This window comes from Enterococcus sp. DIV1059_2 (genome assembly GCF_051713685.1).
Lineage (GTDB): Bacteria > Bacillota > Bacilli > Lactobacillales > Enterococcaceae > Enterococcus_D > Enterococcus_D casseliflavus.
Genome location: NZ_JBIOQK010000001.1, coordinates 3,466,750 through 3,492,500 on the forward strand (window position 1 = coordinate 3,466,750; position 25,751 = coordinate 3,492,500).

19 protein-coding genes, 11 tRNA genes, 1 riboswitch and 1 other annotated feature (1 of these 32 running past the window's edge) are annotated in these 25,751 nt (G+C 46.2%); of the genes, 6 read left to right on the forward strand and 24 right to left on the reverse strand.

All coding sequences use genetic code 11. The features are described 5' to 3' along the window. Positions 1-16: 16 nt before the first annotated feature. The 4 genes from IGI72_RS16405 to IGI72_RS16420 form a co-directional block, all read right to left on the reverse strand. Positions 17-2,692, reverse strand: a complete 2,676-nt coding sequence (locus tag IGI72_RS16405; protein WP_438754811.1) for an AAA family ATPase — start codon at positions 2,690-2,692, stop codon at positions 17-19. Next, complete coding sequence (locus tag IGI72_RS16410; RefSeq protein WP_233619068.1) at positions 2,689-3,879, reverse strand: metallophosphoesterase family protein; 1,191 nt, start codon at positions 3,877-3,879, stop codon at positions 2,689-2,691. The genes IGI72_RS16405 and IGI72_RS16410 overlap by 4 nt, the downstream gene beginning before the upstream one ends. 193 nt (positions 3,880-4,072) lie before the next feature. Further along, positions 4,073-4,414 carry a YlbF family regulator gene (locus IGI72_RS16415; RefSeq protein ID WP_005227708.1) on the reverse strand — a complete coding sequence of 114 codons (342 nt, stop codon included), beginning with the start codon at positions 4,412-4,414 and terminating at the stop codon, positions 4,073-4,075. A gap of 70 nt (positions 4,415-4,484) precedes the next feature. Next, positions 4,485-6,647, reverse strand: coding sequence for a PBP1A family penicillin-binding protein (locus IGI72_RS16420; RefSeq protein WP_005227705.1), 2,163 nt, complete (start codon positions 6,645-6,647; stop codon positions 4,485-4,487). 191 nt (positions 6,648-6,838) lie between these two features. Here IGI72_RS16420 and IGI72_RS16425 point away from each other — a divergent pair, with 191 nt between their 5' ends. Further along, entirely contained in the window at positions 6,839-7,693 is an 855-nt protein-coding gene (locus IGI72_RS16425; protein WP_016609951.1) for an RluA family pseudouridine synthase, read from the forward strand. A 98-nt stretch (positions 7,694-7,791) separates the two neighbouring features. On the opposite strand, the gene IGI72_RS16430 is transcribed toward IGI72_RS16425, so the two are convergent. From IGI72_RS16430 to IGI72_RS16440, 3 genes are all read right to left on the reverse strand, one after another. Continuing rightward, on the reverse strand, positions 7,792-8,814 hold the full coding sequence (locus IGI72_RS16430) for a peptidoglycan DD-metalloendopeptidase family protein (RefSeq protein WP_438754813.1): 1,023 nt from the start codon (positions 8,812-8,814) through the stop codon (positions 7,792-7,794). Between the two features lie 196 nt (positions 8,815-9,010). Beyond that, entirely contained in the window at positions 9,011-9,730 is a 720-nt protein-coding gene (locus IGI72_RS16435; RefSeq protein ID WP_438754815.1) for a pseudouridine synthase, read from the reverse strand. Positions 9,731-9,799: 69 nt separating this feature from the next. Then, on the reverse strand, positions 9,800-11,446 hold the full coding sequence (locus tag IGI72_RS16440; RefSeq protein ID WP_142965686.1) for a putative polysaccharide biosynthesis protein: 1,647 nt from the start codon (positions 11,444-11,446) through the stop codon (positions 9,800-9,802). A 199-nt stretch (positions 11,447-11,645) separates the two neighbouring features. Between IGI72_RS16440 and murE the strand changes: the two genes are divergently transcribed. Then, positions 11,646-13,166, forward strand: coding sequence for a UDP-N-acetylmuramyl-tripeptide synthetase (murE, locus tag IGI72_RS16445; RefSeq protein WP_438754818.1), 1,521 nt, complete (start codon positions 11,646-11,648; stop codon positions 13,164-13,166). A 71-nt stretch (positions 13,167-13,237) separates the two neighbouring features. On the opposite strand, the gene IGI72_RS16450 is transcribed toward murE, so the two are convergent. Beyond that, on the reverse strand, positions 13,238-13,537 hold the full coding sequence (locus IGI72_RS16450) for a DUF5960 family protein (protein ID WP_438754820.1): 300 nt from the start codon (positions 13,535-13,537) through the stop codon (positions 13,238-13,240). Between the two features lie 220 nt (positions 13,538-13,757). Here IGI72_RS16450 and IGI72_RS16455 point away from each other — a divergent pair, with 220 nt between their 5' ends. Next, positions 13,758-13,988, forward strand: coding sequence for a hypothetical protein (locus IGI72_RS16455; protein ID WP_005227680.1), 231 nt, complete (start codon positions 13,758-13,760; stop codon positions 13,986-13,988). Between the two features lie 105 nt (positions 13,989-14,093). Here the strand turns inward: IGI72_RS16455 and leuS are convergent, their stop codons facing one another. Both leuS and IGI72_RS16465 read right to left on the reverse strand, forming a co-directional pair. Further along, complete coding sequence (leuS, locus tag IGI72_RS16460; protein WP_438754822.1) at positions 14,094-16,508, reverse strand: leucine--tRNA ligase; 2,415 nt, start codon at positions 16,506-16,508, stop codon at positions 14,094-14,096. Positions 16,509-16,595: 87 nt separating this feature from the next. Further along, positions 16,596-16,815, reverse strand: a binding site (T-box leader). 42 nt (positions 16,816-16,857) lie between these two features. Beyond that, positions 16,858-18,555 (reverse strand): LysM peptidoglycan-binding domain-containing protein, encoded by a 1,698-nt coding sequence (locus IGI72_RS16465; RefSeq protein ID WP_438754824.1) that lies wholly within the window; start codon positions 18,553-18,555, stop codon positions 16,858-16,860. A 300-nt stretch (positions 18,556-18,855) separates the two neighbouring features. Here IGI72_RS16465 and IGI72_RS16470 point away from each other — a divergent pair, with 300 nt between their 5' ends. The 3 genes from IGI72_RS16470 to IGI72_RS16480 are packed head-to-tail and all read left to right on the forward strand — an operon-like array spanning position 18,856 to position 21,058. Then, positions 18,856-19,506 carry a phosphatase PAP2 family protein gene (locus tag IGI72_RS16470; RefSeq protein WP_015510495.1) on the forward strand — a complete coding sequence of 217 codons (651 nt, stop codon included), beginning with the start codon at positions 18,856-18,858 and terminating at the stop codon, positions 19,504-19,506. 15 nt (positions 19,507-19,521) lie between these two features. Beyond that, positions 19,522-20,505, forward strand: a complete 984-nt coding sequence (locus IGI72_RS16475) for a TIGR01212 family radical SAM protein (RefSeq protein ID WP_010749006.1) — start codon at positions 19,522-19,524, stop codon at positions 20,503-20,505. Continuing rightward, a complete protein-coding gene (locus IGI72_RS16480; RefSeq protein WP_015510496.1) occupies positions 20,480-21,058 on the forward strand; it encodes a tRNA (mnm(5)s(2)U34)-methyltransferase in 579 nt (192 codons plus the stop codon). Before IGI72_RS16475 ends, IGI72_RS16480 begins: the two co-directional genes overlap by 26 nt. 24 nt (positions 21,059-21,082) lie before the next feature. On the opposite strand, the gene IGI72_RS16485 is transcribed toward IGI72_RS16480, so the two are convergent. The 14 genes from IGI72_RS16485 to IGI72_RS16550 all read right to left on the reverse strand — a co-directional run. After that, positions 21,083-21,862: an alpha/beta hydrolase gene (locus IGI72_RS16485; protein WP_438754827.1), complete on the reverse strand. Its 780-nt coding sequence runs from the start codon at positions 21,860-21,862 to the stop codon at positions 21,083-21,085. A gap of 22 nt (positions 21,863-21,884) precedes the next feature. Then, a complete protein-coding gene (locus tag IGI72_RS16490) occupies positions 21,885-23,342 on the reverse strand; it encodes an MDR family MFS transporter (protein ID WP_438754829.1) in 1,458 nt (485 codons plus the stop codon). Between the two features lie 66 nt (positions 23,343-23,408). Continuing rightward, complete coding sequence (gene metK, locus IGI72_RS16495) at positions 23,409-24,593, reverse strand: methionine adenosyltransferase (RefSeq protein WP_115232893.1); 1,185 nt, start codon at positions 24,591-24,593, stop codon at positions 23,409-23,411. After that, positions 24,591-24,672, reverse strand: a riboswitch (SMK box riboswitch). It overlaps the preceding gene by 3 nt. A gap of 91 nt (positions 24,673-24,763) precedes the next feature. Next, positions 24,764-24,835, reverse strand: a tRNA-Glu gene (locus IGI72_RS16500). A 15-nt stretch (positions 24,836-24,850) separates the two neighbouring features. Beyond that, positions 24,851-24,924, reverse strand: a tRNA-Ile gene (locus IGI72_RS16505). 16 nt (positions 24,925-24,940) lie between these two features. After that, a tRNA-Gly gene (locus tag IGI72_RS16510) sits at positions 24,941-25,011 on the reverse strand. Between the two features lie 7 nt (positions 25,012-25,018). Next, a tRNA-Phe gene (locus IGI72_RS16515) sits at positions 25,019-25,091 on the reverse strand. 8 nt (positions 25,092-25,099) lie between these two features. Next, positions 25,100-25,173, reverse strand: a tRNA-Asp gene (locus IGI72_RS16520). Positions 25,174-25,212: 39 nt separating this feature from the next. After that, positions 25,213-25,286, reverse strand: a tRNA-Met gene (locus IGI72_RS16525). 66 nt (positions 25,287-25,352) lie between these two features. After that, positions 25,353-25,442, reverse strand: a tRNA-Ser gene (locus IGI72_RS16530). Positions 25,443-25,454: 12 nt separating this feature from the next. Then, a tRNA-Glu gene (locus IGI72_RS16535) sits at positions 25,455-25,526 on the reverse strand. Between the two features lie 9 nt (positions 25,527-25,535). Continuing rightward, positions 25,536-25,623: transfer RNA gene (locus IGI72_RS16540), tRNA-Ser, on the reverse strand. Between the two features lie 21 nt (positions 25,624-25,644). After that, positions 25,645-25,718 (reverse strand) — tRNA-Ile (locus IGI72_RS16545). A gap of 17 nt (positions 25,719-25,735) precedes the next feature. Further along, positions 25,736-25,751, reverse strand: a tRNA-Gly gene (locus tag IGI72_RS16550); it runs 55 nt beyond the window's last position.

Here is a 25,751-nt window from a genome sequence, read left to right on the forward strand (position 1 = left end):
GGGCTTATTTGGCCGATCAGCCAAATCTTTCACTTCCTTTACTCAGATCCTGGATAGGCTGCTGGTACTTCTGATAATAGCTTACCATTTCTTGGTCAGAAGACAAACAAATTACTTGATAACTTTGTCCAAACTCTTTTAATAGTGCTGCGAAGCGTTCCTTACGAACACTGTCATAATGCAACCAACCATCATCAATAATGATCGGGCACAACGGGTGATTTTTTTGCAGCGCTAGATAACCGAAACGTAACGCCATGATCAACTGATCCTTCGTTCCTGTGGACAAGTCAATGATCGAAAAGGTCTCGCTGGCATTTGCCGCTACTAACAGACCATTTTCCAGAAGAATCTTTTGATAACGTCCGTTTGAAAGCTGTTCAAAATAAGTCGAAGCGGCTGACAATAGCTGCGGCAATTGTTGTTCTGACAATTCAGTCGTGACATCCGTCAAAATTGAAGCCGCCAACTGACGACTGCCCCATGCCACAGCGAGTTCTTCAATGACCGCCTTCAGCTCACTTTCTTCTTGATAAAGCTGATTCAAGGTGCCGTTTTTTTGACTGGCTGCTGCTTCTAGTTCCAAGCGCTGTTTGTGCTCCGTCAACTGCTGCATTTGTGCCTGAAGCTGTGTTTGCTGCTGCTTGATCTGGTCTTTTTGCTGCAGCAATTCTGCTTGTGTGACTGGTTTGGGATAGATCGGTGTTAACATCCCCGCCAATTCTTCTGCTCGCTGCTGCGTGCGCTGCGCTGCTTCCCATTGCTTCAACCAGAGGCTGATTTCTGCAGGGTGATCTAACCCTTGCTGCTGCAAGAGCGCACTGGCTTGGGCAAACAGCTGGTCGCGTTCGTTGCGGGTACGGGTCAATTGTTGGGCCAGTAACGTGCTAGGTTGTTGCAACCGCGAAAGCTTGATCGTTTGCATCTCTTCATGAAACTTCTGCAACATCGCCGCTTTTTCTAACAAGGTTTTGTTTTGCAGCGGCAGCCACTCCGCATACGGGCGGAATTGCTCCTCAAAGGGGGCCAATTCTTCCGTGACCGCTTGCCGTTCTTGATAGGCTTGCTTGCGCTGCTGCGAGTAGGCTTGATAGCTAGCAACATCTTCATCATAGGCGAATAGATACGACTGCCAGTTTTCTACCGGCAAATCACCAAAAAAGGGTGTCAACGCTTGGTGGGCACGGCTGATCTGCTGTTGCTTTTGCTGCTGTTCATTTTCCAGCTGTGCCAACTCTTCGCCCAGTAGATCCAACTGCATGAGGACCGTCTGCCATTCTTGCTTGATGCCTTGCTGCTTGTTTGGTGCTGCTTTCATCAGCGGCAAAATACTGCCGATGATCGCTGCGATCCCCGCACCTAATGCAAGCCAGCGCCAGGGACTTGGCAAAAAGATACCGATCACTGCGCCTAGCCCACCGACGATCCCCAGCGGCCATAGTGGGCGAGAAACGGGCTTGCGTCCAATCAATTGAGGATGCTGCTGTTCTAAGCGGGCCGCGGTGACTTGCAAAGGTTGCGCTTTTTCTTCTAAATGCCTCATGCGCTTTTCGAGCTCTTCTAACTGCACACGTTCTTGCAGTAAACGTGTGGTTTGTTCATGGATCGAAGCCGTTACTAGCGGCGGCGATTCTCTGCTCCACTGGCGCTTTTCAATCAAGCGATTCAACTCTGTGATGGCGACAGTTTCTTGTTGATTGGCTGCTGCTTCACGATCTGCCAAACGCGCCATCGTCACTTGCTGCTGCAGCAAGTGATTGATCTGATGCTCGTGATCAAGGTAAAAGAAATACTTGTCTGATTCTTTTCCTTGCTCCAACTGATCTAATTCGGCTTCTTTTTTGCGAATTTCTTCCGTCAGCTGCTGATACTGCTGATAAAACTGTTTGATGGCTTGGACTTGCTGAGGATCGGCTAGCGTATCTGCTGGTGCCATTTGCTGCCACTCTTCATAAAGGCCCCAGTGACTCAGCTGTTGCTGATTTTCCTGATAAGCGTCATTCAATGCTTGATACTGGTGCCGCAAGTCTTGGATCTGTTCTTGCAGCTGGGCGATCTGTTGATACTGCTGTTGGATGCGGCTTTCTTCGCTTTCTTTTTCCGCAATCGTTTTTTGCAGTTTTTCTAATTGTTTTAACGCTTGGTTCAAAGGCAGCTTTTGCCCTCGTGGCTTGTATTGCTGCTGATTGGTGGTTTCATATTGCGCCACTTGCTGCAGCATTTTTTGACTGCCGCTGATCCCTAGAGAAATCAACGCTTGGTGCAGCTCATTTTCTTCTAGCTTATCGATCTGGGTCAATTGCTCTTGCTGAAAAGTAAAGACATCGAAGAACAATGCTCGATTGAGGGGCTGCAGGTGTTGTGCCAGCCATTGCTCATCGACCGTCTGGCCAGCGACATGGACTTTGGCACGACCACGGTCCACTTGCCGATAGCGTTCCACGATCACTTCGCCGAAGGGTTCCAACGCCAACCATAACTTGCCACCGTAAGCAGCACCGTTTTTGGGGGTATAGTCTTTTTTCTTGGCTGTCTTTTTCGGAAAGCCAAACAAGATGGCGGCAATAAATTGATACAACGTCGATTTTCCGATCTCGTTGTGCCCAAAGAGCAGCTGATTTTGCGGATGAAAGGCAAAGCTTTGTTCATGGTATTTCCCAAAACCGGTAATCTCTGCTTTTAAAATTCTCATGACTGCTCCTCCCATTGAAAGTCGTCTTTCAACAATTGCTTGGCTTGCTGCAAGACTTCTTCTTGAAATGATTCATGGGTGATCCCCCGCTGGATCAGTGGATGCTGCAATAGATCCGACAATCGATCCGCAAACATCTCTGGCGACTCATACATCGCTAAAAACTGCAGCATATAATCTTCTGATACCGCCAATGCGATCTTGTCTTCATTGGCTTGCTCGACTTCAAGGGCATAGATCACTTGCAGCGGCTCTGTTTGTGCCAACCGTTCATTGAGGTAGGTCAGCCATTCATTTTTTTCCGCAGCTGGAAACCAATCTGGCGGCAGCTGCTGCACATCGGTCAACACCAGATGCAGCAAGCGCGAACGAGGACTTTTTAAGCGCTCGATGATCGCTGGCAATACGGCATTCGAGGCAGTCACATCCGCTAAGGAGACCACTTGCTTTTGCCAAGCGATCTCTGCGATCTCCAAGCGCTCGATCGTTGGTCCCTGCGGTGATAAGTCTGCCAAAATCACCCCAGTCGCCTGTTCTTTCTTGGTCTTTCCTTGAGGTGTACCTGGATAGAGAATCGGTGGCTGCTCTGAGAGCGTCTTAGGTACATGGATGTGCCCCAAGCCCCAATAATCATAGCCTTTTTGCTTCATTTCACTGATTGAAAAGGGGGCATACCGTTCACCAGCTTGGTCCCCGTGGTAAAGCCCGATATGGTAATCCACCGCTGCTCTTGCAGGAAATTCTGTTACTTTATTTTCAGTGATCCAAGGATGTTGGTAGCTAAATCCACTGATTGCATAGGTTTCACCGTTTTTCGTTGTTCCTTGAACCGTTTGAACTTCTTCTGATGAAAAGAGAATGACGTTTTCTGGAAAAGCAAACCAATACCGTTGCGGATCATAATAATCATGGTTGCCGAAAATCATATAGACAGGGATCTGTGCTTCCCCTAGTCGTTGCAGTTGGGCAAAAAAGTCATGCTGCACTTTTAGACTCGGCCGTGCTTGATGGAATGTATCCCCAGCCAGCAAAACAAAATCGACCGCTTTTTCTAAGGCAACATCCACCAAATTACGGATGATTTTTTGATTGATGGCAGGGAGTTGGGTCTTCACTTTTTCAGATAACAAATGAACCCCTTCAAATGACCGGTCGATATGCAGGTCTGCACTATGTAAAAATCGCATTTCTTTCTCCCTCCTTAATGCTTCTATCATAACATTTCTCAGGCATTCCGTCAGCAAAATACGAAAATTTGTTCGCCTTTTTCATAAAAAAAACCAAAGAAGCGATTTTGAAACTTCTTTGGAAAAGGCTCTTGCAGTTGCAGCCGATTGCTCTGAAGATTCACTTGCTTCTTTGGTCTTTGTTTGTTGGCGATTACGCTTCGTATAGATCTCTTACAGGACCCATGATGATGCGGTTCAAGTCATTGGCTACTAAGCTGAAGGCTTGCTCTTTTTGCATCAAGTCAGAAACAATGCCGTCTTGTTGAATTTTTTGCGATAATTCTTGGGCTTTTTGCGCTTCTTCTTCTGTCATTTCTTCGCCAGCCATCATTTTTTGTTGCAGGCTTTGTTGCAACTCTTGAAACTCTTTGAATAACGCATACGCTTCTTCATTTGCTTTCAAGCGGTCGAAAGAACCTTTCAAATCTTGAAACTGTTCTGACTCGCGTAATTCACGTTCTAATTGGTTTGCTGTATCATAAATATTTGCCATTTTGACGCCTCCTCTTTTTTTCTAGTATACCATTCTTCTCAGGTTCTAGACTAGCAGTTGCCTAATTCCTTTAATTTCCGCTGATGGAATTCCACAAGCCGCCAAACAGTTCTTTCGTTCCTTCTTTGATCTTGCTGCCGAATTCCTTCATACCTTCTTTGGCGCTTTCGGCAAAGTCATCGATGGTTTTCTGCCAATCATTGCCATTTTGTGACGTACTGCTCTCAGGATCTGGTACTTCATCGGCTGCCATCAATTTTCCACCTGTCCAATAAGCGTCTGCAACTTGGAATTGGGTGCCTTGACTATAAGGCAGTAAGCTTTCGGCCTCTGCTTTGAATATTTTCCCAACGACTTGTCCGCTAGTTCCCGTTAAGTAATGATCTTCACTCACATGTTCAAATCCTAGCCAGGTTGAAAGAACCATATCAGGGGTATAGCCGACGATCCATTGGTCATTGACCTTAGAAGCATCAAAGTTGGTCTCTGTCGTACCCGTCTTACCGGCGATCGTAAAGCCGTACGGACTGGCACTAACACCCGTCCCGTTAGAAAAGGTGCCCAGCATCATGCTCGTCATTTTATCAGCGGTCTCTTTAGAAATCACCCGTTTGCCTTGCACAGACGTATTGTCAACGATCACGGCACCAGTTGAATCAACGATTTTGGTGATCAAATGCGGTTTGTAGTAATACCCGCCATTTGCGAAAACGCCATACGCTGCTGCCATCGTCATGGGTGATTCCCCTTTTTCCAAACCACCTAATGCTAAGCCATAATATTTGTCGGATTCGGTCAAGGAAAGTCCAAACTCTTGTGCTTTGCTGTACCCACGATCTAAGCCGATCTCATGCAACAGCCAAACTGCTGGCAGATTCAGGCTTTGGGCGAGGGCTTGATACATGACTGCTTCGCCAGCATAGGTCCCATCAAAGTTTTGAGCATCATAAAAATCGAGGGGCTCGTCTTTCAGGATACTATCGGGTTCAAACCCAGCTTCTAGGGCAGGGGCGAAGACGCTGATCGGTTTGATCGTGGAGCCTGGTGAACGTTTCATTTGCGTGGCAAAATTAAAGCCTCTAAAGACGTGCTCGCCACGACGACCCACCACCGCTTGCACCCCACCGGTATTCGGATCAAGTGCGACAGAGCCTGATTGCACCATCGTGCCATCAGCGGCATTTTCAGGGAACAAGGCATCGTTTTTATAGGCAGCTTCCATTTGCGCTTGGTAGTTTTGATCCAGTGCTGTATAGATCTTGTAGCCGCGATTCATGACATCATCGGCGTCCAACCCATAGGATTCGGCTTCATCGATGACCGCATCGAAATAATAAGGATACTTATAGCCAGATTCTGAATTGCCAAATCCATCATACAGTAAATTAGCTAAGGCAACTTGTGATTCTTGGTCAGCAACGGACTGGTCCAACTTGCCGTTATCCACCATCAAACTCAAGACGGTATCGCGACGGTTCGTGGCGTTTTCCAGATTGTCGATCGGGTTATAGATCGAAGGACCTTTGAGCATCCCCACCAACGTCGCAGCTTCTCCCACGCTTAGTTCAGAAGCATTGACACCGAAATATTTTAGCGAGGCATCTTGAATGCCCCAAACCCCGTTACCAAAATAGGAACTGTTCAAATACATTTCCAAAATCTCATCTTTAGAATATTTCTTCTCGATCTCGATCGCTAAGAAAAGCTCCTTGGCTTTTCGACTAAAGGTTTGATCCAAGGACAGATAGGCATTTTTGGCAAGCTGCTGGGTGATGGTACTTCCCCCACCGCCTTCGGCACTGCGGTTGACCAGCATGCGCAGGGCTGCTCGAGCGATCCCCTTGATATCAAACCCGTGGTGATTATAGAAGTTGCGGTCTTCGGTTGAGATCAAGGCGTTGACCACATCACTGGAAATGGCATCAAGAGAAACGTACGTGCCTTTTTGCGAGTACAACTGCCCTGCTTCATCGCCATTGGCATCAAAAATCACCGTCGATTCTTTCAGACCTGACTCTAATTCACTGACTTTCGTATTTTTGGCGATATAAAACAAATACCCGCTCATGATTAAGATAGCAACTAAACTAAGTAAAATAAAAATTTTATTTACGTGGTATTTTTTCCAAACCCGCTTGCGCCATTGATGAAATTGCTGCAAATACGGTTTTAACCAGCGCCAAAAGGTCAGCCAACCGGTCTTTATTTTGTGAAGGATGTGTTTCCAATCCATTACTTCACGCTCCTTTGGTTAAGTGTAGCATAAATGACTTTCTTTGTTATACGGCTCTAGACGTAATTTCATTCGAAAAGAATGCTTTATTATTCTAGCATTGAATGCTCTGTTTTTTATTGTTTTTTTTATAAGAAAAGCTTAAAGATGCTATAATAGTCGGTAGCGAACAGCAAAGAAAGGACGTTTTTATGGAATACACCATGACTTTACCCGAAAATCACCCGCCCATGCCGCTTCGCGATTTGTTGGAACGGGAGTGGCTCGTCCCACGAAAAGTGCGCCATTTTCTGCGCACACGGAAAAATGTAATCGTCAATCAGCAGCCCGCGATGTTTCATCAAGAAGTTCGTGGCGGCGATCAAATCACTTTGATCATTGAAGACAGTGATTACAGCTATCAGCCGATCCAGTTAGGCCAAGCAGACAAAGTCGACGTACTTTTTGAAGATGAGCACTTATTGGTGCTGAACAAGCCTGCGGGGGTCAAGACGCACCCCAATCAGCCATTAGAAGCAGATACCCTATTGAATGATGCAGCTGCTTACCTTGCGCCGAAACAGCAGCAGCCTTATGTGGTCCATCGTCTAGACAAAGAAACCAGCGGTGTCGTTTTATTCGCAAAAAATCCTTTGGTGTTGCCGATCTTGGGTCGAATGTTGGAAAACAAACAGATTTTCCGCCGCTATCAAGCCACAGTTTGGGGCAAACTTACGCAAGATCAAACGATCGCCAAAAAAATCGGTCGTGACCGTCACGATCGTCGCAAGCGGATCATTGACCCCCGCAACGGTCAGTCAGCCGTCACCCATGTAACCATCGCCCACACCCAACAAAAGACGACCGATGTGTATTGTGTGTTAGATACGGGGAGGACCCACCAAATTCGCGTCCACCTTGCCAGTATCGGTCATCCAGTCGTCGGTGACCCGCTTTACCAAAACAAACCAGCGCCGCGTTTGCTGCTGCATGGCTATGAATTGCATCTGGAGCATCCCTTTACCAAAGAACAGTTAGTGATCATCGCTCAACCGGGCTTGTGGTAAACAAAAAAAGCATGACGACTTGAGGACCCCCTCTTGTCAGTCATGCTTTTTGGTTTCAGATGTTTTTTTCAATGTTTCTACTCGGTGCTTCCTTCGGCTTATAGCGGTAAGTAAGCTGCTGGATCAACGAAATCTGACCACAACGTCTTACTCAATCCAAAGTGCAAATGGACGCCAGTCGAGTTTCCAGTCGTCCCCATCGTACCGACTTGCTCGCCAACAGCAACGTTTGCCCCCTTCGAGACACTGACAGCTGTTAAGTGAAAATAATACGAGTAAAAGCCGTCATCATGAGCCAAAATCACGTAATTCCCCGTGCTTGGACCATAACCAGCATCTTCTACCTGACCATCACGAGCGGCGACGATCTTCTCCCCCGCTTGACCTGTAAAGTCGATCCCGTCATGCTGCGTCCCAGAAAAACCAGTTGGGTCAGTTCGAGTACCAAAACCGCTGGAGATCGACACGGCGCCCGTGATTGGCAGTGAAAATTCACTGGCTGCTGCTTTCTCTGCTGCTTCTTTGGCTTTTTGTTTTGCTTCTTCAGCGGCTTTTGCTTCTTTGTCCACTTTTTCTTGCAAGTCTTGTACTTGCGCTTGCGTTTGCTGCAGCTGCTCTTGTTGGCTCTGCAATTCTTCTTTTGCTGTTGCTAGTTGTTCTTTACTATGTACTAATTGGGCTTGCGTCAAGGTTTGGTACGAAGTGATTCGTTGCTGTTGGGCTTCTTTTTCCACCAATTGTTGGTTCACTTCCCGTAAAGCCGCTTGTTGTTCACTAAACTTGCGTAGTTGTTGGATCGTGGCTTGTGGTCCGTCGACTACCGGGCTGCTTGGCGCTTGGCTTTCTTGATGCTGGGCTTTTTGGTCATTCAGAGCAGCGATCTGCGTTTGAACTTCCTGGCTTTCTTGTGCTAATTGGCTTAATTCTTCCTGATAATCCGCTAATTGACTTTCCAGCGCTGTGACTTTCTGTTGGCTAGTGGTGACTTCCTCTTCATACGTTGCAAGTTCTGCAGTCAAAACCGTCAGTTCCTCGGTGCTCTTCGTTTCAGCAGCATAACTGACAGCTGGCTGGAAAAGCGGCAACGTAAGGGCGAGCAATAAAAAAATCTTTTTCTTCAATGAGGCAACTCCTTCTTTTTTTTAGTAGCTTGGCTACTTTAACATGCTTATTCATGAAAAAAAAGAGGGTTTTTCCAACAGTTTAAAGTCTATTGTTGCAAATTTTCATGTAAATTACCTATAAAACGGGCTTTTTTTACAAATATTGCAGCCGAATAACAACTTTTATAAGAATTTCTTTAGCTCGCCAACCGCCTTATCCTCGCTCTTGCAGCTTCGCCAATTCCTCAGACGTTAATTCCCGATACTCGCCTAATGCCAAATCATCTGGCAAGGACAGGCCTCCCATGCGAATCCGTTTCAAATAAACGACTTCTTTTCCTACTGCATGGACCATCCGTTTGACTTGATGAAACTTGCCTTCATGGAGGATCAGTTTGATCTCGCTGCGCATTTCGTCTTCATCGACGTTGAGGATCTGCAGCTCAGCCGGCAAAGTCCACTCGCCGTCTAATTTGATGCCTTTGGCAAAGATTTTTTGATCCTCCGCTGTCATGATTCCCTCAACTTGGGCATAATATTCTTTTTCCACATGCTTTTTAGGCGACAATAATTGATGCGCCAATCCGCCATCGTTCGTAATCAGCAAAAAGCCTTCGGTGTCTTTATCCAACCGTCCTACTGGAAACAAATCTTCGCGAAACGCTTCTTCAGAAAACAAATCTAAGACCGTCTCTTCATAGGAATCGACGGTTGCCGAAATCACGCCGGCGGGTTTATTCAGCAAATAATAAAACTGGCTTTGATAGGCGATGGGGTCCCCCTCAAAACAAACGGTATCTTGTGTTTCTTGTACTTGTGCTTTGTCACTTTTGATGACTTGTCCATTGACGGTCACGAGCCCTTTTTTGATCAACTGTTTCACTTCTTTGCGGGAGCCATAGCCCATATCCGCTAAAAATTTGTCTAAACGCATCGGTCTCTTCCTTTCATATAAAACAGCCGCCAAGGTCTCACAAAGGAGGCTCAGCGGCTGCTTCTAGTTTTATTTGATGTGTAATTTCTGGCGTAAACGAACCATTGATGAGCCGAGTAATTTTTCAGCTAAACGCAATTTCAGCGCAATGTAGATGTATACACTGCCGCCGACTCCTGCTACTAGCAAGCTCAAGATAAAGGCTTGGACTTTTCTTTCAGAGCTCAAGACAAGCCCAAAGAGTTGGCGAGCGATCAACGCTGCGACCACCATAATGATCGTCATCGCGCCAATCAATAATGTCCGTCGCAACGTTAAGTTTACATTGAAATGGCCTTTGCGAATCATTTTGCGAATATTTAACCAGCAGACGATCCCTAAGGCAATCGTGGTAGAAACCAATGGACCGTAGACTTGGAACAAACGAATCGCTGGATACTGCAAGATCACTTTCACCAGTAACCCTACAAAGAAGAAAACAACGGCTTCTTTGTTGTGGTACATCCCTTGCAGCATACTCGAACTAAGCATAAACAAGCCCAAGACCAGACCCGACAGACAAGCAGCGACTAAGACGCTCGCCCCTAACGCATCTGGACGATAAAACAAGGTGTATAGAGGATAAGACAGTACGATCATCCCAAAAGTCGCTGGAAACATTACAAAGGAATACAATTGCAAGTTGTTGCTGATCAATTTGGCTAAGTTCTTTTTGTCTTTTTTGGCGACTGCTTCACTGATCAAAGGCAGTCCCGTTGAAGCCATGGAAGTAGCTAATCCGATAACCACCATCGTCAGCTTATCAGGGTTGCTGCCGAAAATCGCCATTAGTTCTAAGAGCTGATCATTTGAAAATTCGGTAAAACTGCTCATCATTCGAACAAAGGTGTACTGATCCACCAATTTTAAAATCGTGATCCCTGAGCCTACGATAATAAAAGGGATCGCTTCTTTGATGGTCGCTAAAACCAATTCTTTGGTTTGCAGCACCGTTTCTTCTTTGCTCATATCGACTAAAACATCCATCCGCACCCGCTGCTTTTGGAAGTAATAGCCTAATACCAAAATGCTGGCTAAGACACCGATAAAGGCGGCAAAGGTCGATTGCGTCACGGCTGCCGTGTATTCGCCTTCGATGACCCGCATAATGATGAAGGTCGCTAAAAGCATATAACAGACACGAGCGATTTGTTCAACGACTTGCGAGATCGCAAAAGGTTTCATGTCTTGGTTTCCTTGGAAATACCCTCGCATGACACTCATACAAGGAAAAACCAATAAAGCAATACTCAATGAGCGCATCGCAGGAATCAATTCTGCGCCTCCGCCTGAAGCCGTTGCCAACCATGGGGCTGCCAAATACATGATTCCAGCGGTCACCACGCCAAAACCTGCCATCAATTGAAACGCTCTTAAAAAGAGCTTCTGGCTCGTGCGGTATTCTTGGCGAGAATTGTAAAAAGAAATCTGTTTGGCAATTGCTGAAGGGATCCCCGCAGTGGAGATCATTAAAAATAAGGCGTAAACATTATAGCCCATTCCAAACAACGCATTTGCTTTATCCGCATTTGCGCCCATCCAATAATACCAGGGTAAAATGTAAATAGCGCCAAGCAAGCGTGAGCCGATATTTCCCATCGTCATCCAAGCAGATCCTTGAGCCATTTTTTCTTGTGTAGTTAATTCTTTTGACACTGAACGCATGTGTTTATCCATCGCCATTATCTCCAACTTTCTACAAACATATCCCTTCCATTTTAATTCGAAAAAGGGTTGGTCGCAATCTATTTTTGCAACATCTTAAAGTTTCTTCAAAATAAGGAGAAAAAAAAGAAAACTTTTCCCTCCCAAACGGCGGTTTTTAGGAGTTATGCTATAATAAGAGAAATCTTTAGAGGAATGAAGGAGAACAACGATGCAAAAGGAACTCATTACCGTGCCACAGATCCGCAAGCTCTTATTGCAGGAAAACCTATTGAAAGAAATCATCACCCCCACTGATTGGGTTTATACCGTGCCGCAAGAAATGACTGATCTTGCCTTTACCTCATTAAGCTACGACTCGCGAACAGCCGATGCGGCGGCGCTTTTTTTCTGTAAAGGGGCTTCTTTTAAAGAAAGCTACCTGGCTGCCGCCATTGACCAAGGGATTCAGTGCTACATTTCAGAAACGCCCTATGACAACTTTGCAACTTATGGAATCATCGTCACCGACATTCGAGAAACGATGGCAGTGATCGCTCAAGCGTTTTATGGCCATCCTCAAGAACAGCTGGTGACCATCGGCATCACTGGAACAAAAGGCAAAACCAGCTGCGCCTATTTTGCTCGGGCGATTTTAGCAGAATCGACGGGTCAAAAAGTAGCATTCTTTTCATCTGAGGAAAACTCAGTCGACGGAAAAACCTTTAATGAAGCAGTGTTGACGACCCCCGAAACACTGGATCTTTATAAGATGATGGCCGAGGCTGTCGCAAACGGCATGACCCATCTTGTGATGGAGGTTTCTTCCCAAGCCTATAAAACCAAACGGGTCGCCGGTATTACCTTTGATATTGGCGCGTTCTTAAATATTTCGCCTGATCACATTGGACCAGTGGAACATCCAACTTATGACGATTACCTTTACTGCAAACGGGAACTGATCCGCAACAGCAAACAGATGATTTTAAATCGCCAAAGCGATCACTACCACTTGCTGCGAGAAACTTGTGAAGTCCATCAAGTTCCTTATATCACCTACGGACGTTCAGACGCCGATTATGTCGTCCAAGAAGGGACGGATCTAAAAGGCTTTGCGCTGTCAGCTGCTTCTGATGTCTTGCAAGTCTCTGGGGAATATCAACTGGGGATCTTAGGTTCTTTCAACCATGAGAATGCTGCAGCGGCGATTTTAGCTGCCTGCTTAGCGGGTGCCTCTCGTGAGGACGCTCAGAAAGTCCTGCCGACAGTGATCATCCCTGGACGAATGATCGTTTTAGAAAAAGAAAATGGCGCAGTCATGATCGTTGACTATGCCCACAATTACCTTAGCTTCCAATCATTAAGTGAACTTGCCCGCCAATTGCGCCCAGAAGGCCGCCTGCTTTTTGTCACTGGCAGTGCTGGCGGCAAAGCCCAATCTCGCCGAGCAGATATGGGACGAGCGCTAGGAGAATATGCGGACAAAGTCTACCTGACCAGCGATGATCCTGATTTTGAAGAAGCAGCTGCGATCGCAAAAGAAATCGCAGCTGCGATCACCAATCCTGAAGTTGCCATCATTCATGAGATGGATCGGGCTCAAGCCGTCAAATCAGCGATTGCTGAAGCAGACAGTAAGGATATCGTGATTATTGCGGGCAAAGGCGCCGAACAATACTTGAAAGTCGCTGGAAAAAAAGTCCCTTACATCGGTGACTTGACCTTAGCGCAGCAGCAAGCCAAACACCAATAGCAACAAGTTGCCTCAACAAAAAAACTTTCAGATGATTTAACAGATCATCTGAAAGCTTTTTTTCTGCGTGACTAAGGTTGTTCGTCTTCGTAAGTCTCATAGACATAGGGTGCGCCATCATAACGGAATTCTGTTGAAATGGCCGCGTCAAGGTCTTCGGTAAACATTCGTTTGCTGAAAGGAAACAAAAAGACTTGCCCTTCTTTGGCATCTTTGGCTGCTAAACGGTAAAACAGCTCTTCTTCTGTTAATTGTTGATTCAACTGTTCCAAGACATCGGCAGTGACTGCCTCTTCCTCATAGCCAGGTTTGGCAATCCGTGCATAATCTTCAAAAAAAGCCGACTGGCCTTCAAATGATTGATACTCCATGTAAGTCCCCTCTTTCTTTTCTCTTACTTTATTATACGAGAGTCCGTGAGGATCAGCGAATAATATGATCGGTCTACGGGGGAATTTTTACTCTTCTGGTGCTTAAATATGTCAGAAACATTTCAAGTGTATTACGAATCAATTATTTGACAAAATCAGATTGAACACGCATCCAAATTTTGTATAATGATACATAGAGACTATAAAAGGGGCAAATGTAATGAACAACGCAAAGAAAAAAATTTTCGTCGGTACTGGTGCTGCAATTGGTTTTGTCGCAATCGTTGCTATGATGGCTCAGTTCATGATTTCCAATCATCTATTTGGCGGAAGTGATGCTTCATCAGAAATTTTCACTCGCGCTACGTATCCAAACGGCTTTCTACTAGTGATCTTGATTCCATTGGTCGCAACAGCCGCTTTGTTCTATGGGATCATTCGCAAAAAATAACAAAAAAGTGTTGCTGAGAACTACTCAGTAACACTTTTTTTCTTTGTCGTCACCAAAAAGCTGCCTAACAGACCCTCGATCTGCTAGGCAGCTATTTTTTAGCGTTTAGTTTGCAACGATATTGACCAATTTGTTCGGTACGACGATCACTTTACGGATCGTTTTTCCTTGGAGCTGTTCTTGGACAAGTTCGTTTTCTTGCGCCAATTGTTCAAGCACTGCTTTTTCGGCATCCGCTGGCACCATTGCTTTGGCGCGAACTTTGCCGTTGACTTGAAAGACGACTTCGATCTCGTCTTCCACTAGGGCACTTTCGTCATAGGTTGGCCATGGCACATAAGAGATCCCATGGTCATTCCCGAGGATCGACCATAGCTCTTCCCCGATATGCGGTGCGATCGGAGCCAATAGCTGCACAAATCCTTCGACATATTCGTAAGGCAAGGCATCGGCTTTGTACGCTTCATTGACAAAGACCATCAATTGGGAAATCGCCGTATTGAAATGCAGCTGCTCAAAATCTTCCGTCACTTTCTTAACGGTTTGATGGTAAACTTTCGATAATTTGCCATCGTTGAATGTCGTGATGCGGTCACGTATTTTGCCATTTTCATCGACGATCAAGCGCCACACACGATCCAAGAATTTACGACTGCCTTCAAGACCATTCTCATTCCAAGCGATCGATGCATCCAATGGTCCCATAAACATTTCATATAGACGCAAAGTATCCGCACCGTATTGATTGATGACATCATCTGGATTGACGACGTTGCCGCGGGATTTTGACATTTTTTCATTGTTTTCCCCAAGGATCATCCCTTGGTTGAACAATTTTTCAAATGGTTCTTTCGTTGGCACGACACCGATATCATACAAGAATTTATGCCAGAAGCGAGCATAAAGCAAGTGCAAGACAGCGTGCTCTGCGCCACCGATATAAATATCGACTGGCATCCAGCGTTTCAATTTGTCGTAGTCTGCCAAAACAGACTTATTATGAGGATCGATAAAGCGCAAGAAATACCATGAACTTCCAGCCCATTGCGGCATCGTATTGGTTTCACGACGTCCTTTTTTTCCAGTTTCAGGGTCGGTGACATTGACCCAATCTGTGACATTGGCTAATGGCGATTCACCAGTACCGCTTGGTTTGATATTGTCGGTTTTTGGCAAACGCAACGGCAGCTGATCTTCAGGAAGCGTCGTAGTCGTACCATCTTCCCAATGGATGATTGGGATTGGCTCTCCCCAATACCGTTGGCGAGAGAACAACCAATCGCGAAGACGATAGCTGACTTCTTTTTTCCCAACGTGGTTTTCTTCCAACCATGCGACCATTTTTTCGATGGCTGTCTCTTTGTCTAGCCCATCCAAAAAGTCTGAATTGATATGCAGTCCATCTTCGGTATAGGCAGATTCTTCCACGTTGCCCCCTGCCAATACAGGAATGATCTCTAAGCCAAATGTTTTGGCAAATTCGTGGTCACGTTCGTCATGGGCAGGAACCGCCATGATCGCACCTGTTCCATAAGAAGCCAAAACATAATCGGCGATCCAAATCGGGATCTCTTTACCATTCACGGGATTGATGGCATAGGCACCTGTGAAGACACCAGTTTTTTCTTTGGCCAAATCTGTTCGGTTCAAATCAGATTTTTTCGACGCTTCTTCTACATAGGCATCAATGGCTGCTTTTTGTTCTGGTGTAGTGATTTGGGCCACTAGCTCATGTTCTGGCGCCAATACGGCGTAGGTCGCACCAAACAAGGTATCTGGGCGAGTCGTAAAGACGGTAAAGTCTTTTTCCATCCCTGCCACTTTAAACGTTACGTTGGCTCCGACCGAACGTCCGATCCAATTGCGCTGCATTTCTTTGATGCTTTCTGGCCAATCAACTTCTTCTAAATCGTCCAACAAACGATCAGCATACGCCGTGATTTTCAGCATCCATTGGCGCATCGGTTTGCGGATCACATCGTAGCCGCCCCGTTCGCTTTTGCCGTCAATGACTTCTTCATTGGCGATCACGGTCCCAAGCTCTGGTACCCAGTTTACTGGAACTTCGGCTTCATAAGCTAACCCTTTTTCATAAAGCTTGGTAAAGATCCATTGTGTCCACTTGTAGTACTCGGGATCTGTCGTATTGATTTCACGATTCCAGTCATAGCTGAATCCTAGCGCATTGATTTGACGGCGGAAGGTCTCAATATTTTTCTTCGTGAATTCCGCTGGATCATTTCCAGTGTCTAGTGCATATTGTTCGGCAGGCAGACCAAAGGCATCCCAGCCCATTGGGTGCAGTACATTGTACCCTTGGCTGCGTTTGAAGCGGCTCAAGATATCCGTAGCTGTATAGCCTTCTGGATGTCCGACATGTAATCCTTGTCCAGATGGATATGGGAACATATCTAGCGCATAAAATTTTGGTTTGTCCGGCTCATCATGGGTGTTGAATTCATTTTTCTTTGCCCAATATTTTTGCCATTTTTTTTCGATTTCTTTGTGATTGTAATTCACGATGGACTCCTCCTAAAAAATTGGTGTTTTGCTCGTCAAATCAACCAGCAAAACTTAAAAAAAGTCCTATAAAAATCGCTATGATTTTTATAGGACGTTATCAACGTGGTACCACCTAAGTTTATCTGCTCCTCAAAAAAGCAGACCTCGATGTTTTAACGGCCATCGCCGTATCTGCCTAGCCAAATCAGGTTCAGTCAGATATCACTCGAAGACGAGTTCGAAAGGTGTGCTGTGCATTTCCACCAACCATGCACTCTCTAAAAGTCCCACCGTACTTCTACTATTCCTTCTCAAACGTGAAAGTTTCTTTGCACTTATCCTAACAAAAATCATTAGGAATAGCAATCTATTTTACCCTAACTGTTTGTCCTGGGTAAATAAAGTTATTTTGAATATTGTTCCATTGGATAAATTGATCCGTCGTGATGCCGAACTTATCTGCGATCCCCCAAACAGAATCCCCCGATGCGACCTTGTACGTACCATTTGTCGCTGAAGTGCTGGTAGTAGCTGCCGTGCCGCCTTGCTTGACGACCACCTTTTGGCCTGGATAGATAAAATCATTTTTGATGTTGTTCCAGCTGCGGAATTGGTCCATCGAAATCCCGTGTTTATTGGCAACTGACCAGACTGAATCACCAGAAGCCACCGTATAGGTGTTGCCTGCAGCACTGCTGCTGGTTTGGCTGCTGACGGTCGTGCTCGTCGTTGTACTTGTACGGGTAGAACTACCGCTGACAACCACCTTTTGACCTGGATAAACATAGTCGTTTTTAATATTGTTCAAGCTGCGGAACTGATCCATCGAGATGCCATGCTTGTTAGCGATCGACCAGACTGAATCGCCAGCTGCCACCGTGTAGGCGCCGCCACTGCTTTGGCTAGCCGTTGATGCCGTGCTGACGGTCGTAGTACTGCTGGTATTCGTAGACGAACCACCGCTAACGACAACTTTTTGCCCTGGATAGACAAAATCATTTTTGATGTTGTTCAAACTGCGAAATTGATCCATCGAAATGCCATGCTTATTGGCGATCGACCAAACGGAATCGCCAGAAACTACGGTGTAGGTATTACCTGATGTAGTTGCTGAAGCATTGCGATTGACGATCGATACCGTTGAAGTTGCCGAAGTACTTTGGGCGCTGCCGTTGACTTTCAAGGTTTGTCCTGGATAAACAAAATCGTTTTTGATATTGTTCAAACTGCGCAGCTGATCCATGGAGATGCCATGTTTGTTGGCGATCGACCAGACTGAGTCCCCCGAAGCGACTGTATAGGTTTGACTGCCGCTCGTGCTGACAGCTGATGTCGTGGTCGTCGTACTCGTTGAAGCACTGGCTGTGGCGCCACCACCGGCATTGCCAGAAGCTGGCGTGTCATATTTCGTCAACCCAAATTGCTGGATCACGGCATTCAGTGAAGAGGCATAGTTTGGTGCAGTCGCATAACGGCCTGCTAGCCATGCGGTTGCATCAAGATATGAAGTCGTATTGCTTTTCCAAGCGCCAGAATAATACGCGACACCGCTTTGTAAAGAAGTTGAGCGTAAAGTACGTGCGTTATCTTCAAATGATTGCGTGTAAGATGGGTAACGCTTAAAGGGTTCATTCATAGTCAACCATTGGTTGTTCAAATATTCTAAGGTACTCATATAAACGGTTTGACCGTTATAGCTGCCTTTGATTCCGAAAAGATTGTAATTCGGTGCTTTTGATAAGCTGCTTCGGCCCCAACCACTTTCTAAAATGGCTTGCGCGATCATCACAGAAGCATATAGATCGTTGGCGTTTGCCACAGGTTGGGCGTACGTAGCGATTTCAGCAATAAACGCGGAAGTATTCGGCGCGGCAAAATTGCTAGTAGAAACTTGGGCGATCGAGGTCTCTACGGCTTCTGCTTGAACCGATGACACCAATGGAGCTACAACAGAGCAAGCAGTCAGTGTTGTTCCTAAAACAACTGCACTTTTTTTGATCACTCGATACTTATCGCCCGATTGGTCTGCTTGACGATGTACTTTTCTTGATTGACTCGTGTTCATGTCCGTTATTCCTCCGTTTTTTCCTTATAGTGAACGTAGGTTTAGTATACAATTTCTTAAGAATTTATAAAAGGTATTTGAGCCGATTTCAGAAACTGTAAACTCTTTGTAATCAAACGAACATTTATTGCAATGAAGCAATTGGCCTGCTCCCGATAAACGTATCGCTTGCTCAGACGAGTAACCCCCTGCTCGTTCCGCGCTTTTTCCGACTTGTGATAAATGCTATAATACCTTCTAGATGTCTCTTTGACTTAATGACAATAATTGACAGAAATTCTCTAGAAACGAGGCTTATCCATGCATAAAAAACTTTATTTTCAATTTGCGGGCAGTTGCTTTTTACTGCTGTTCGTTTTTCTCGGCTATGTCGTGAAATTTTACCCTACTTGGTTGGTCTCCTTTGACGAAACCTTGACTCGCATCATCCGCAGCGGCTACCCGTTTTGGACACCGTTTTTTCTATGGGTCACAAAATTTGCGAATCCTACCACGATCATCTTGCTCTTTCTCGCTGTTTTAGCTGTCTTAGTGATCAACAAGTATTATGCTGAAGCCCTATGGCTCAGTATTGGTACCATCGGGATTGCTGGGCTCTTTAATCCATTGATCAAACTGGTCTTTTTACGGGAGCGCCCAACTCTTGAACACTTAGTCACGGAATCAAGTTTCAGTTTCCCCAGTGGACACTCGACGGGCAGTATGATTTTTTATGGAACCTTGCTCTTCTTGGTCCCAGTTTTCTTTAAGCAGCCTTTTTGGCAATGGGGCATCCGCCTTTTGCTGGGCCTTTTGATTGGCTGCATCGGCATCAGCCGTATTTATGTTGGTGTGCATTTCCCCAGTGATGTGTTAGGCGGTTTTTGTGTTGGCCTGTCTTGGCTGCTGTTGACCTATCCGTACTACTTGCAAAAACGCTTTGTCTGGCGCTTCACGCGTAAACAATTATAAAAGAAGGTAAAAATGATGAATCCATTTCCTTATGCAGAAGATAAAAACAAACGATACCATTCGTGGAACTTTGCTTTGCGGCAAGAATTTGGCGAAAAAATCTTTAAAGTCCCCATCGATGCGGGCTTCGACTGCCCCAATCGTGACGGCACCGTTGCCAAAGGCGGCTGTACATTTTGCAGTGTGTCCGGTTCTGGCGATATGATCGTAGCTCCTGAAGCCCCACTGCCAGAGCAGTTTGAAAAAGAGATCGCCATGATGCACAAAAAGTGGCCGCAAGTGGACAAATACATTGTCTATTTTCAAAACTTTACGAACACCCACGCACCGGTGGCAGTGATCCGCGAACGCTTCGAGCAAGTGCTGACACTACCTGGTGTTGTCGGGATCTCCATTGGGACCCGACCAGACTGCTTACCAGAAGATGTCGTTGACTATCTAGCAGAGCTCAATCAACGCTTTTATTTATGGGTCGAATTAGGACTGCAAACGACGTTTGAAACCACGAGCAATGCCATCAACCGCGCCCATGATTATCAAACTTACTTAGACGGCGTCGCCAGCCTGCGCAAACACAATATTCGTGTCTGTACCCATTTGATCAATGGCCTGCCAGGCGAGACGATCGAGATGATGCAAGAAAATGTCCGCCGCACCATTCAAGATTCTGATATCCAAGGCATCAAACTGCACCTGCTGCATTTGATGCGCAATACTCGGATGCTGCGGGATTATCATGAAGGACGTTTGCAATTGATGCGGCGCGATACCTATGTGTCATTGATCTGCGATCAGTTAGAAATGATCCCCCCAGAGATCATCATTCATCGCCTGACAGGCGATGCACCATGGGATTCTCTGGTAGGTCCCATGTGGAGTTTGAAAAAATGGGAAGTCTTGAATGAGATCGATCAAGAAATGCTGCGCCGCAACTCCTATCAAGGAAAATTCAACGTGCGAAAGGAGCCTGTCAATGCTGCCGACCGCCATGCGCTATAGCCACACCCTTTTAAAAGAAGTTCTGCAGCCGGGACAAACCGCCGTTGATGCCACGATGGGCAACGGCTTCGACACGGAATTATTGGCTTCCTTAGTTGGCCCGACTGGTCAGGTGTTTGCGTTTGATATTCAAGAACAAGCCCTGCAAGCTACCAAAAAGCGTTTGGCTGAAAAAGAGCTGTTGGCGCAAGTCCAGCTGATCCATCAAGGCCATGAGACGTTGGCAGAGGTTGTGAGTGGTCCGGTTCACGCCGCCATTTTCAATTTAGGCTACTTGCCGAAAGGGGACAAAGCGATCATCACGCTGCCTGATACAACGAAAACGGCTTTAGAAGCTTTACTGACACGTTTAGCCCCGAAAGGTAGAATCATCCTCGTCTGCTATTATGGACACGCTGGCGGCGAAGCAGAGCTGAAAGAAGTCCACTCCTTTTGTCAGCAGCTGCCGCAAGAGGCATTCAATGTCCTTTCCTATCAATTTATCAATCAGCGCAACCAACCGCCGATCTTATTTTGTATCGAACGAAAAAACCATCAGTCCTCGGCACGTTAAGGTGTCGATCGACTGATGGTTTTTTTATTCACTAAAAAGCCATTGCAGGACTCGTTGGATCCATTGATCCCAGAAATTCCAATCATGATCCCCAGTTCCCGATTCAAACGTTACGGCTAGTTTGCGTTTTTGCAGCTTATCCACCGCATATTCACTTGCCGGATACAGCTGATCCTCGGTTCCGCAACTAATAAAAAAGCGCGGCGCTGTGCTTGGATCGATGGTCTCAATCAGATGGATCAAATCATTTTCTGACCCTTTGAATTGCTCTAATGGTCCAAAAATTCCTTCCCAATAAGCTTGGCTTCGCAGCTGCAGCAAGGAATCCATGCTTTCAGCCAGCGCTAATGCCCCAGACAAAGACGCTACCGCCGCAAACTGGTCAGGCTTTCTCAGCCCGAGTTTTACTGCCCCATAGCCCCCCATCGAAAGCCCAGCCGCAAAAGTTTTTTCTCGTTTTTGCGTCAGCTGAGGAAACAGCTCATGGCAAATCTGTGGTAATTCTTCGGCGATAAAAGTCCAATACTTCATCTCATAGGTCGTATCGGTATACCACCCCAGATCAGTAGACGGCATGATGACCGCTAGTTGATACTCTGCGGCATACCGCTCGATCGACGTCCGTCGCTGCCAGACACTATGATTTCCGTTCATCCCATGCAATAAATAAAGCACCGGGAGATCTGTGCCTGTCGATTGGCTTTGCGTGCCGATTTTTTTCTTGGTACTTTGAGACAAGATCACATCGATCATTACCTCCATTTCAAGAACATTTGAATAGATATTTGCTTGTAAAAAAGCCATACAATCACCTGCGATCCTTTTTTTATATTGTACCAGATTCTCGCGAAATCGTGCGGGTCAAACCAATCGCTAGCACAATAAGTAAAACACCGATCCCAAAAACCCAGTGTAGACCGCTATAAAGAATCTCCCGTAATTGCCCTAATAATGCGGTTGGCAGCTGGCGCGCAGCGGCTGGATCTACTAGCTTATTCATGACACTGCTATCATTGACTTGTGCCTGTGCTAAGCCTACGCTATTACTGGTGTTTAAAACGATACCGAAGACCGCTACCATGATGGTTTGCCCGATCGTTCGCAACAGAGTATTGAAAGAAGTCGCCACGCCGACTTGTGTGGGGCCAACGCTGGTTTGGGCAGTAACCGTACAAACCACCATCGTTGCCCCTAACCCGACGCCAGTAATAGAAGAAATGACCAAGAACAACCAGAATGAGGTCTGTGCCGGTGTCAAAAACAGCCACAAAGCACCGGTAGCCGTGATCAACAAGCTAACCGTCAAGACCCAGCTGACACTGTGCTGTGTCAACCAACGGCTGGCTAAGAAGGAACCAATCATCCATAAAATCGATAACGGTGCCAACACAAGCCCGCCAATCCCCGCACTCATGCCTAAGACCCCTTGCATCCACATTGGGATATAAACATCGATCCCCATCAAGAAGCCGCTAGCCAAAGCTGCTACGATATTGACCACCACAAATAATTTTGAATGAAACAGCTTCAGATCAATAATCGGATCTGCTGCTTTTTTCTCCACCCGAACGAAGCCGATGAACATAAGGACAGAAAAAACGAACAGACTGAGGACAGGCAAACTCACACCATAATCTCCCAGCAACTGGAAGCCTAGCAGGAGCCCTACTAGCGTCAACATCAACAAGAGACTGCCTGCATAATCAATGTTGACTGCAGCAAAGGCCTTTTTTTCTTCATGAAAATAAAACCAAATCAAGGCAATCAGCCCTAATCCAATGGGTACGTTGATAAAAAAGATCCAATGCCACCCGATCGTATCTACGATCAAGCCACCGGCTAAGGGACCAACGACACTGGCGATCCCCCAAGCCGTACTATTGAGCCCTAAGACTTTCGCCCGCTTTTCAACGGGATACAGGTCCGCAATGATCGTTAGGGCAACGGGCATCATGGCACCTGCGCCTAATCCTTGCAACGCTCTGGCAATGATCAACGTCAACATCGTGTTGGCCATCCCACAAAACGCCGACCCGATAATAAACAGCAACGTCCCAAATAAAAAGACTGGTTTGCGGCCGATATTATCGGCAAACTTGCCGTAGATCGGGGTCAACATCGCACTGGTCAAAAGATAGATCGAGAAGACCCAGTTCATGATCTCGATCCCTTTCAATGAACTGACGATGGTAGGCATCGCTGTCGTAATGATCGTTCCTTCGATTGCGGTCATAAACGTTGCGACAAAGACCGCAATGGTGACTAATTTTACATTGGTTCGCATATAACTCCTCCTTTTACTCCAAAAAAAAGAACCTCTATTGATAGTCATCAATAGAGGTCGCCTCTTTTAATCCTTCACACTTGCCAAAAGTGCCGACACCTTGTCGGTGCGTTCCCATGGCAAATCGATATCTGTACGACCGAAATGTCCGTAAGCGGCAGTCTGACGATAAATCGGACGGCGCAAATCTAACATTTCAATAATTCCTGCTGGTCGCAAATCAAAGTTTTCCCGTACCGCTTGGATCAAGCGCTCGTTGCTGACGGTTCCTGTACCAAAAGTGTTGATGCTGATCGAAACGGGCTGTGCCACACCGATCGCATAGGCTAATTGTACTTCCACTTTTTTGGCTAGCTTTGCTGCTACGATGTTTTTGGCAATGTAGCGAGCCGCATAGCTGGCTGAACGGTCAACTTTGGTTGCATCTTTTCCAGAAAACGCACCGCCGCCATGACGTGCATAGCCGCCATAAGTATCAACGATGATTTTTCTGCCAGTCAAACCGGCATCCCCTTGAGGACCGCCGATCACAAAACGACCAGTAGGATTGATATAATATTTTGTCTGCTCGTCTAAAAGATCGGCAGGGATCACTTCTTTGATCACTTTTTCGATGACATCACGGTGGATCGTTTCATTATCAGCCGCATCATCATGCTGGGTACTAATAACGACGGTGTCCACTCTTTGTGGTTGATCGTTATCATCATATTCAACGGTTACTTGTGATTTTGCATCTGGACGCAAATAGCTTAGTTCGTTGTTTTTACGCAACTCTGCTAAGCGACGTACCAGCCGATGGCTCAACGCGATCGGTAAAGGCATCAATTCAGGTGTTTCATCAACGGCAAAACCAAACATCAAGCCTTGGTCGCCGGCACCGATATCTTCTTTATCCGTTTCTCCACGACTTTCTAAAGCATCGTCAACGCCTTGAGCGATATCTGGTGATTGCTCATCGATCGCTACCAAAACAGCAACCGTATCGCCGTCAAAGCCGAATTTTGCTCGTGTATAGCCGATTTCTTTGATGGTTTCTCGGACGACTTTTTGAATATCTACATAAGCAGAAGTAGAAATTTCTCCAAAGACTAAAACCAATCCGGTAGTAACTGACGTTTCGCAAGCGACCCGTGCCATTGGATCTTCGGCAAGCAACGCATCTAAGATGGCATCACTGATTTGGTCGGCTACTTTGTCTGGGTGTCCTTCTGAAACGGACTCTGATGTAAATAAGTGTTTCTCTGTCATTTTTGTATTCCCCCTAATATATGTTTCGGTTACAAGGCATCTTCGCAGCTGCGAATCCTTTCGGGAACTTGCAACGGACTGATTATAACAAATTTTGACTGCTCATGCTTGAAAAAATGATAAAAAGATCATTTTTGGGCAATAAAAAAACACTCTCAAGAGTGTTTGCATGATCCGTACGGGATTCGAACCCGTGTTACCGCCGTGAAAGGGCGGTGTCTTAACCGCTTGACCAACGGACCAGTTTAAAAATGTAATGGGCCTAAATGGACTCGAACCATCGACCTCACGCTTATCAGGCGTGCGCTCTAACCAGCTGAGCTATAGGCCCCAAATAAAAAATGCAAAGCGGGTGACGAGAATCGAACTCGCGACAACAGCTTGGAAGGCTGTAGTTTTACCACTAAACTACACCCGCATTCCTATGGCGCGGGACAGAATCGAACTGCCGACACATGGAGCTTCAATCCATTGCTCTACCAACTGAGCTACCGAGCCAAAAACAACGGTCTGGACGGGACTCGAACCCGCGACCTCCTGCGTGACAGGCAGGCATTCTAACCAACTGAACTACCAAACCAGAAGCTTTGTATTGCTGCTTTGCCATTAAACAAAGCAATTGCGGGAGCAGGATTTGAACCTACGACCTTCGGGTTATGAGCCCGACGAGCTACCAGACTGCTCCATCCCGCGATAAGTAATTACTTTACAGTAATTAAAGGACTGTGATTCTTTTGCTCGCAACAAAAGAGACAGTTAAGGAGGATAAGGGATTCGAACCCTTGCACGGTTTTACCCGCCTGACGGTTTTCAAGACCGTTCCCTTCAGCCGGACTTGGGTAATCCTCCAAAAGTAAAAAATGATCCGTACGGGATTCGAACCCGTGTTACCGCCGTGAAAGGGCGGTGTCTTAACCACTTGACCAACGGACCAATAAAAAACGGAGAAGGAGGGATTTGAACCCTCGCGCCGGTTTCCCGACCTACACCCTTAGCAGGGGCGCCTCTTCAGCCACTTGAGTACTTCCCCAAATGTATGACTACATTTTGATGGGCCTAAATGGACTCGAACCATCGACCTCACGCTTATCAGGCGTGCGCTCTAACCAGCTGAGCTATAGGCCCCAAAAAATAAAAGCTAAAGCGGGTGACGAGAAT

Bases quoted from the DNA above. Each gene is read 5' to 3' on its own strand.
- IGI72_RS16470 (WP_015510495.1), top strand. From the start codon at position 18,856: ATGCATAAAAAACTTTATTTTCAATTTGCGGGCAGTTGCTTTTTACTG.
- IGI72_RS16410 (WP_233619068.1), bottom strand. From the start codon at position 3,879: ATGCGATTTTTACATAGTGCAGACCTGCATATCGACCGGTCATTTGAA.
- IGI72_RS16485 (WP_438754827.1), bottom strand. From the start codon at position 21,862: ATGGCTTTTTTACAAGCAAATATCTATTCAAATGTTCTTGAAATGGAG.
- IGI72_RS16480 (WP_015510496.1), top strand. From the start codon at position 20,480: ATGCTGCCGACCGCCATGCGCTATAGCCACACCCTTTTAAAAGAAGTT.
- IGI72_RS16490 (WP_438754829.1), bottom strand. From the start codon at position 23,342: ATGCGAACCAATGTAAAATTAGTCACCATTGCGGTCTTTGTCGCAACG.
- IGI72_RS16415 (WP_005227708.1), bottom strand. From the start codon at position 4,414: ATGGCAAATATTTATGATACAGCAAACCAATTAGAACGTGAATTACGC.
- murE (WP_438754818.1), top strand. From the start codon at position 11,646: ATGCAAAAGGAACTCATTACCGTGCCACAGATCCGCAAGCTCTTATTG.
- metK (WP_115232893.1), bottom strand. From the start codon at position 24,593: ATGACAGAGAAACACTTATTTACATCAGAGTCCGTTTCAGAAGGACAC.
- IGI72_RS16405 (WP_438754811.1), bottom strand. From the start codon at position 2,692: ATGAGAATTTTAAAAGCAGAGATTACCGGTTTTGGGAAATACCATGAA.
- IGI72_RS16455 (WP_005227680.1), top strand. From the start codon at position 13,758: ATGAACAACGCAAAGAAAAAAATTTTCGTCGGTACTGGTGCTGCAATT.
- IGI72_RS16420 (WP_005227705.1), bottom strand. From the start codon at position 6,647: ATGGATTGGAAACACATCCTTCACAAAATAAAGACCGGTTGGCTGACC.
- IGI72_RS16450 (WP_438754820.1), bottom strand. From the start codon at position 13,537: ATGGAGTATCAATCATTTGAAGGCCAGTCGGCTTTTTTTGAAGATTAT.
- IGI72_RS16435 (WP_438754815.1), bottom strand. From the start codon at position 9,730: ATGCGTTTAGACAAATTTTTAGCGGATATGGGCTATGGCTCCCGCAAA.
- IGI72_RS16465 (WP_438754824.1), bottom strand. From the start codon at position 18,555: ATGAACACGAGTCAATCAAGAAAAGTACATCGTCAAGCAGACCAATCG.
- IGI72_RS16475 (WP_010749006.1), top strand. From the start codon at position 19,522: ATGAATCCATTTCCTTATGCAGAAGATAAAAACAAACGATACCATTCG.
- IGI72_RS16440 (WP_142965686.1), bottom strand. From the start codon at position 11,446: ATGGATAAACACATGCGTTCAGTGTCAAAAGAATTAACTACACAAGAA.
- IGI72_RS16425 (WP_016609951.1), top strand. From the start codon at position 6,839: ATGGAATACACCATGACTTTACCCGAAAATCACCCGCCCATGCCGCTT.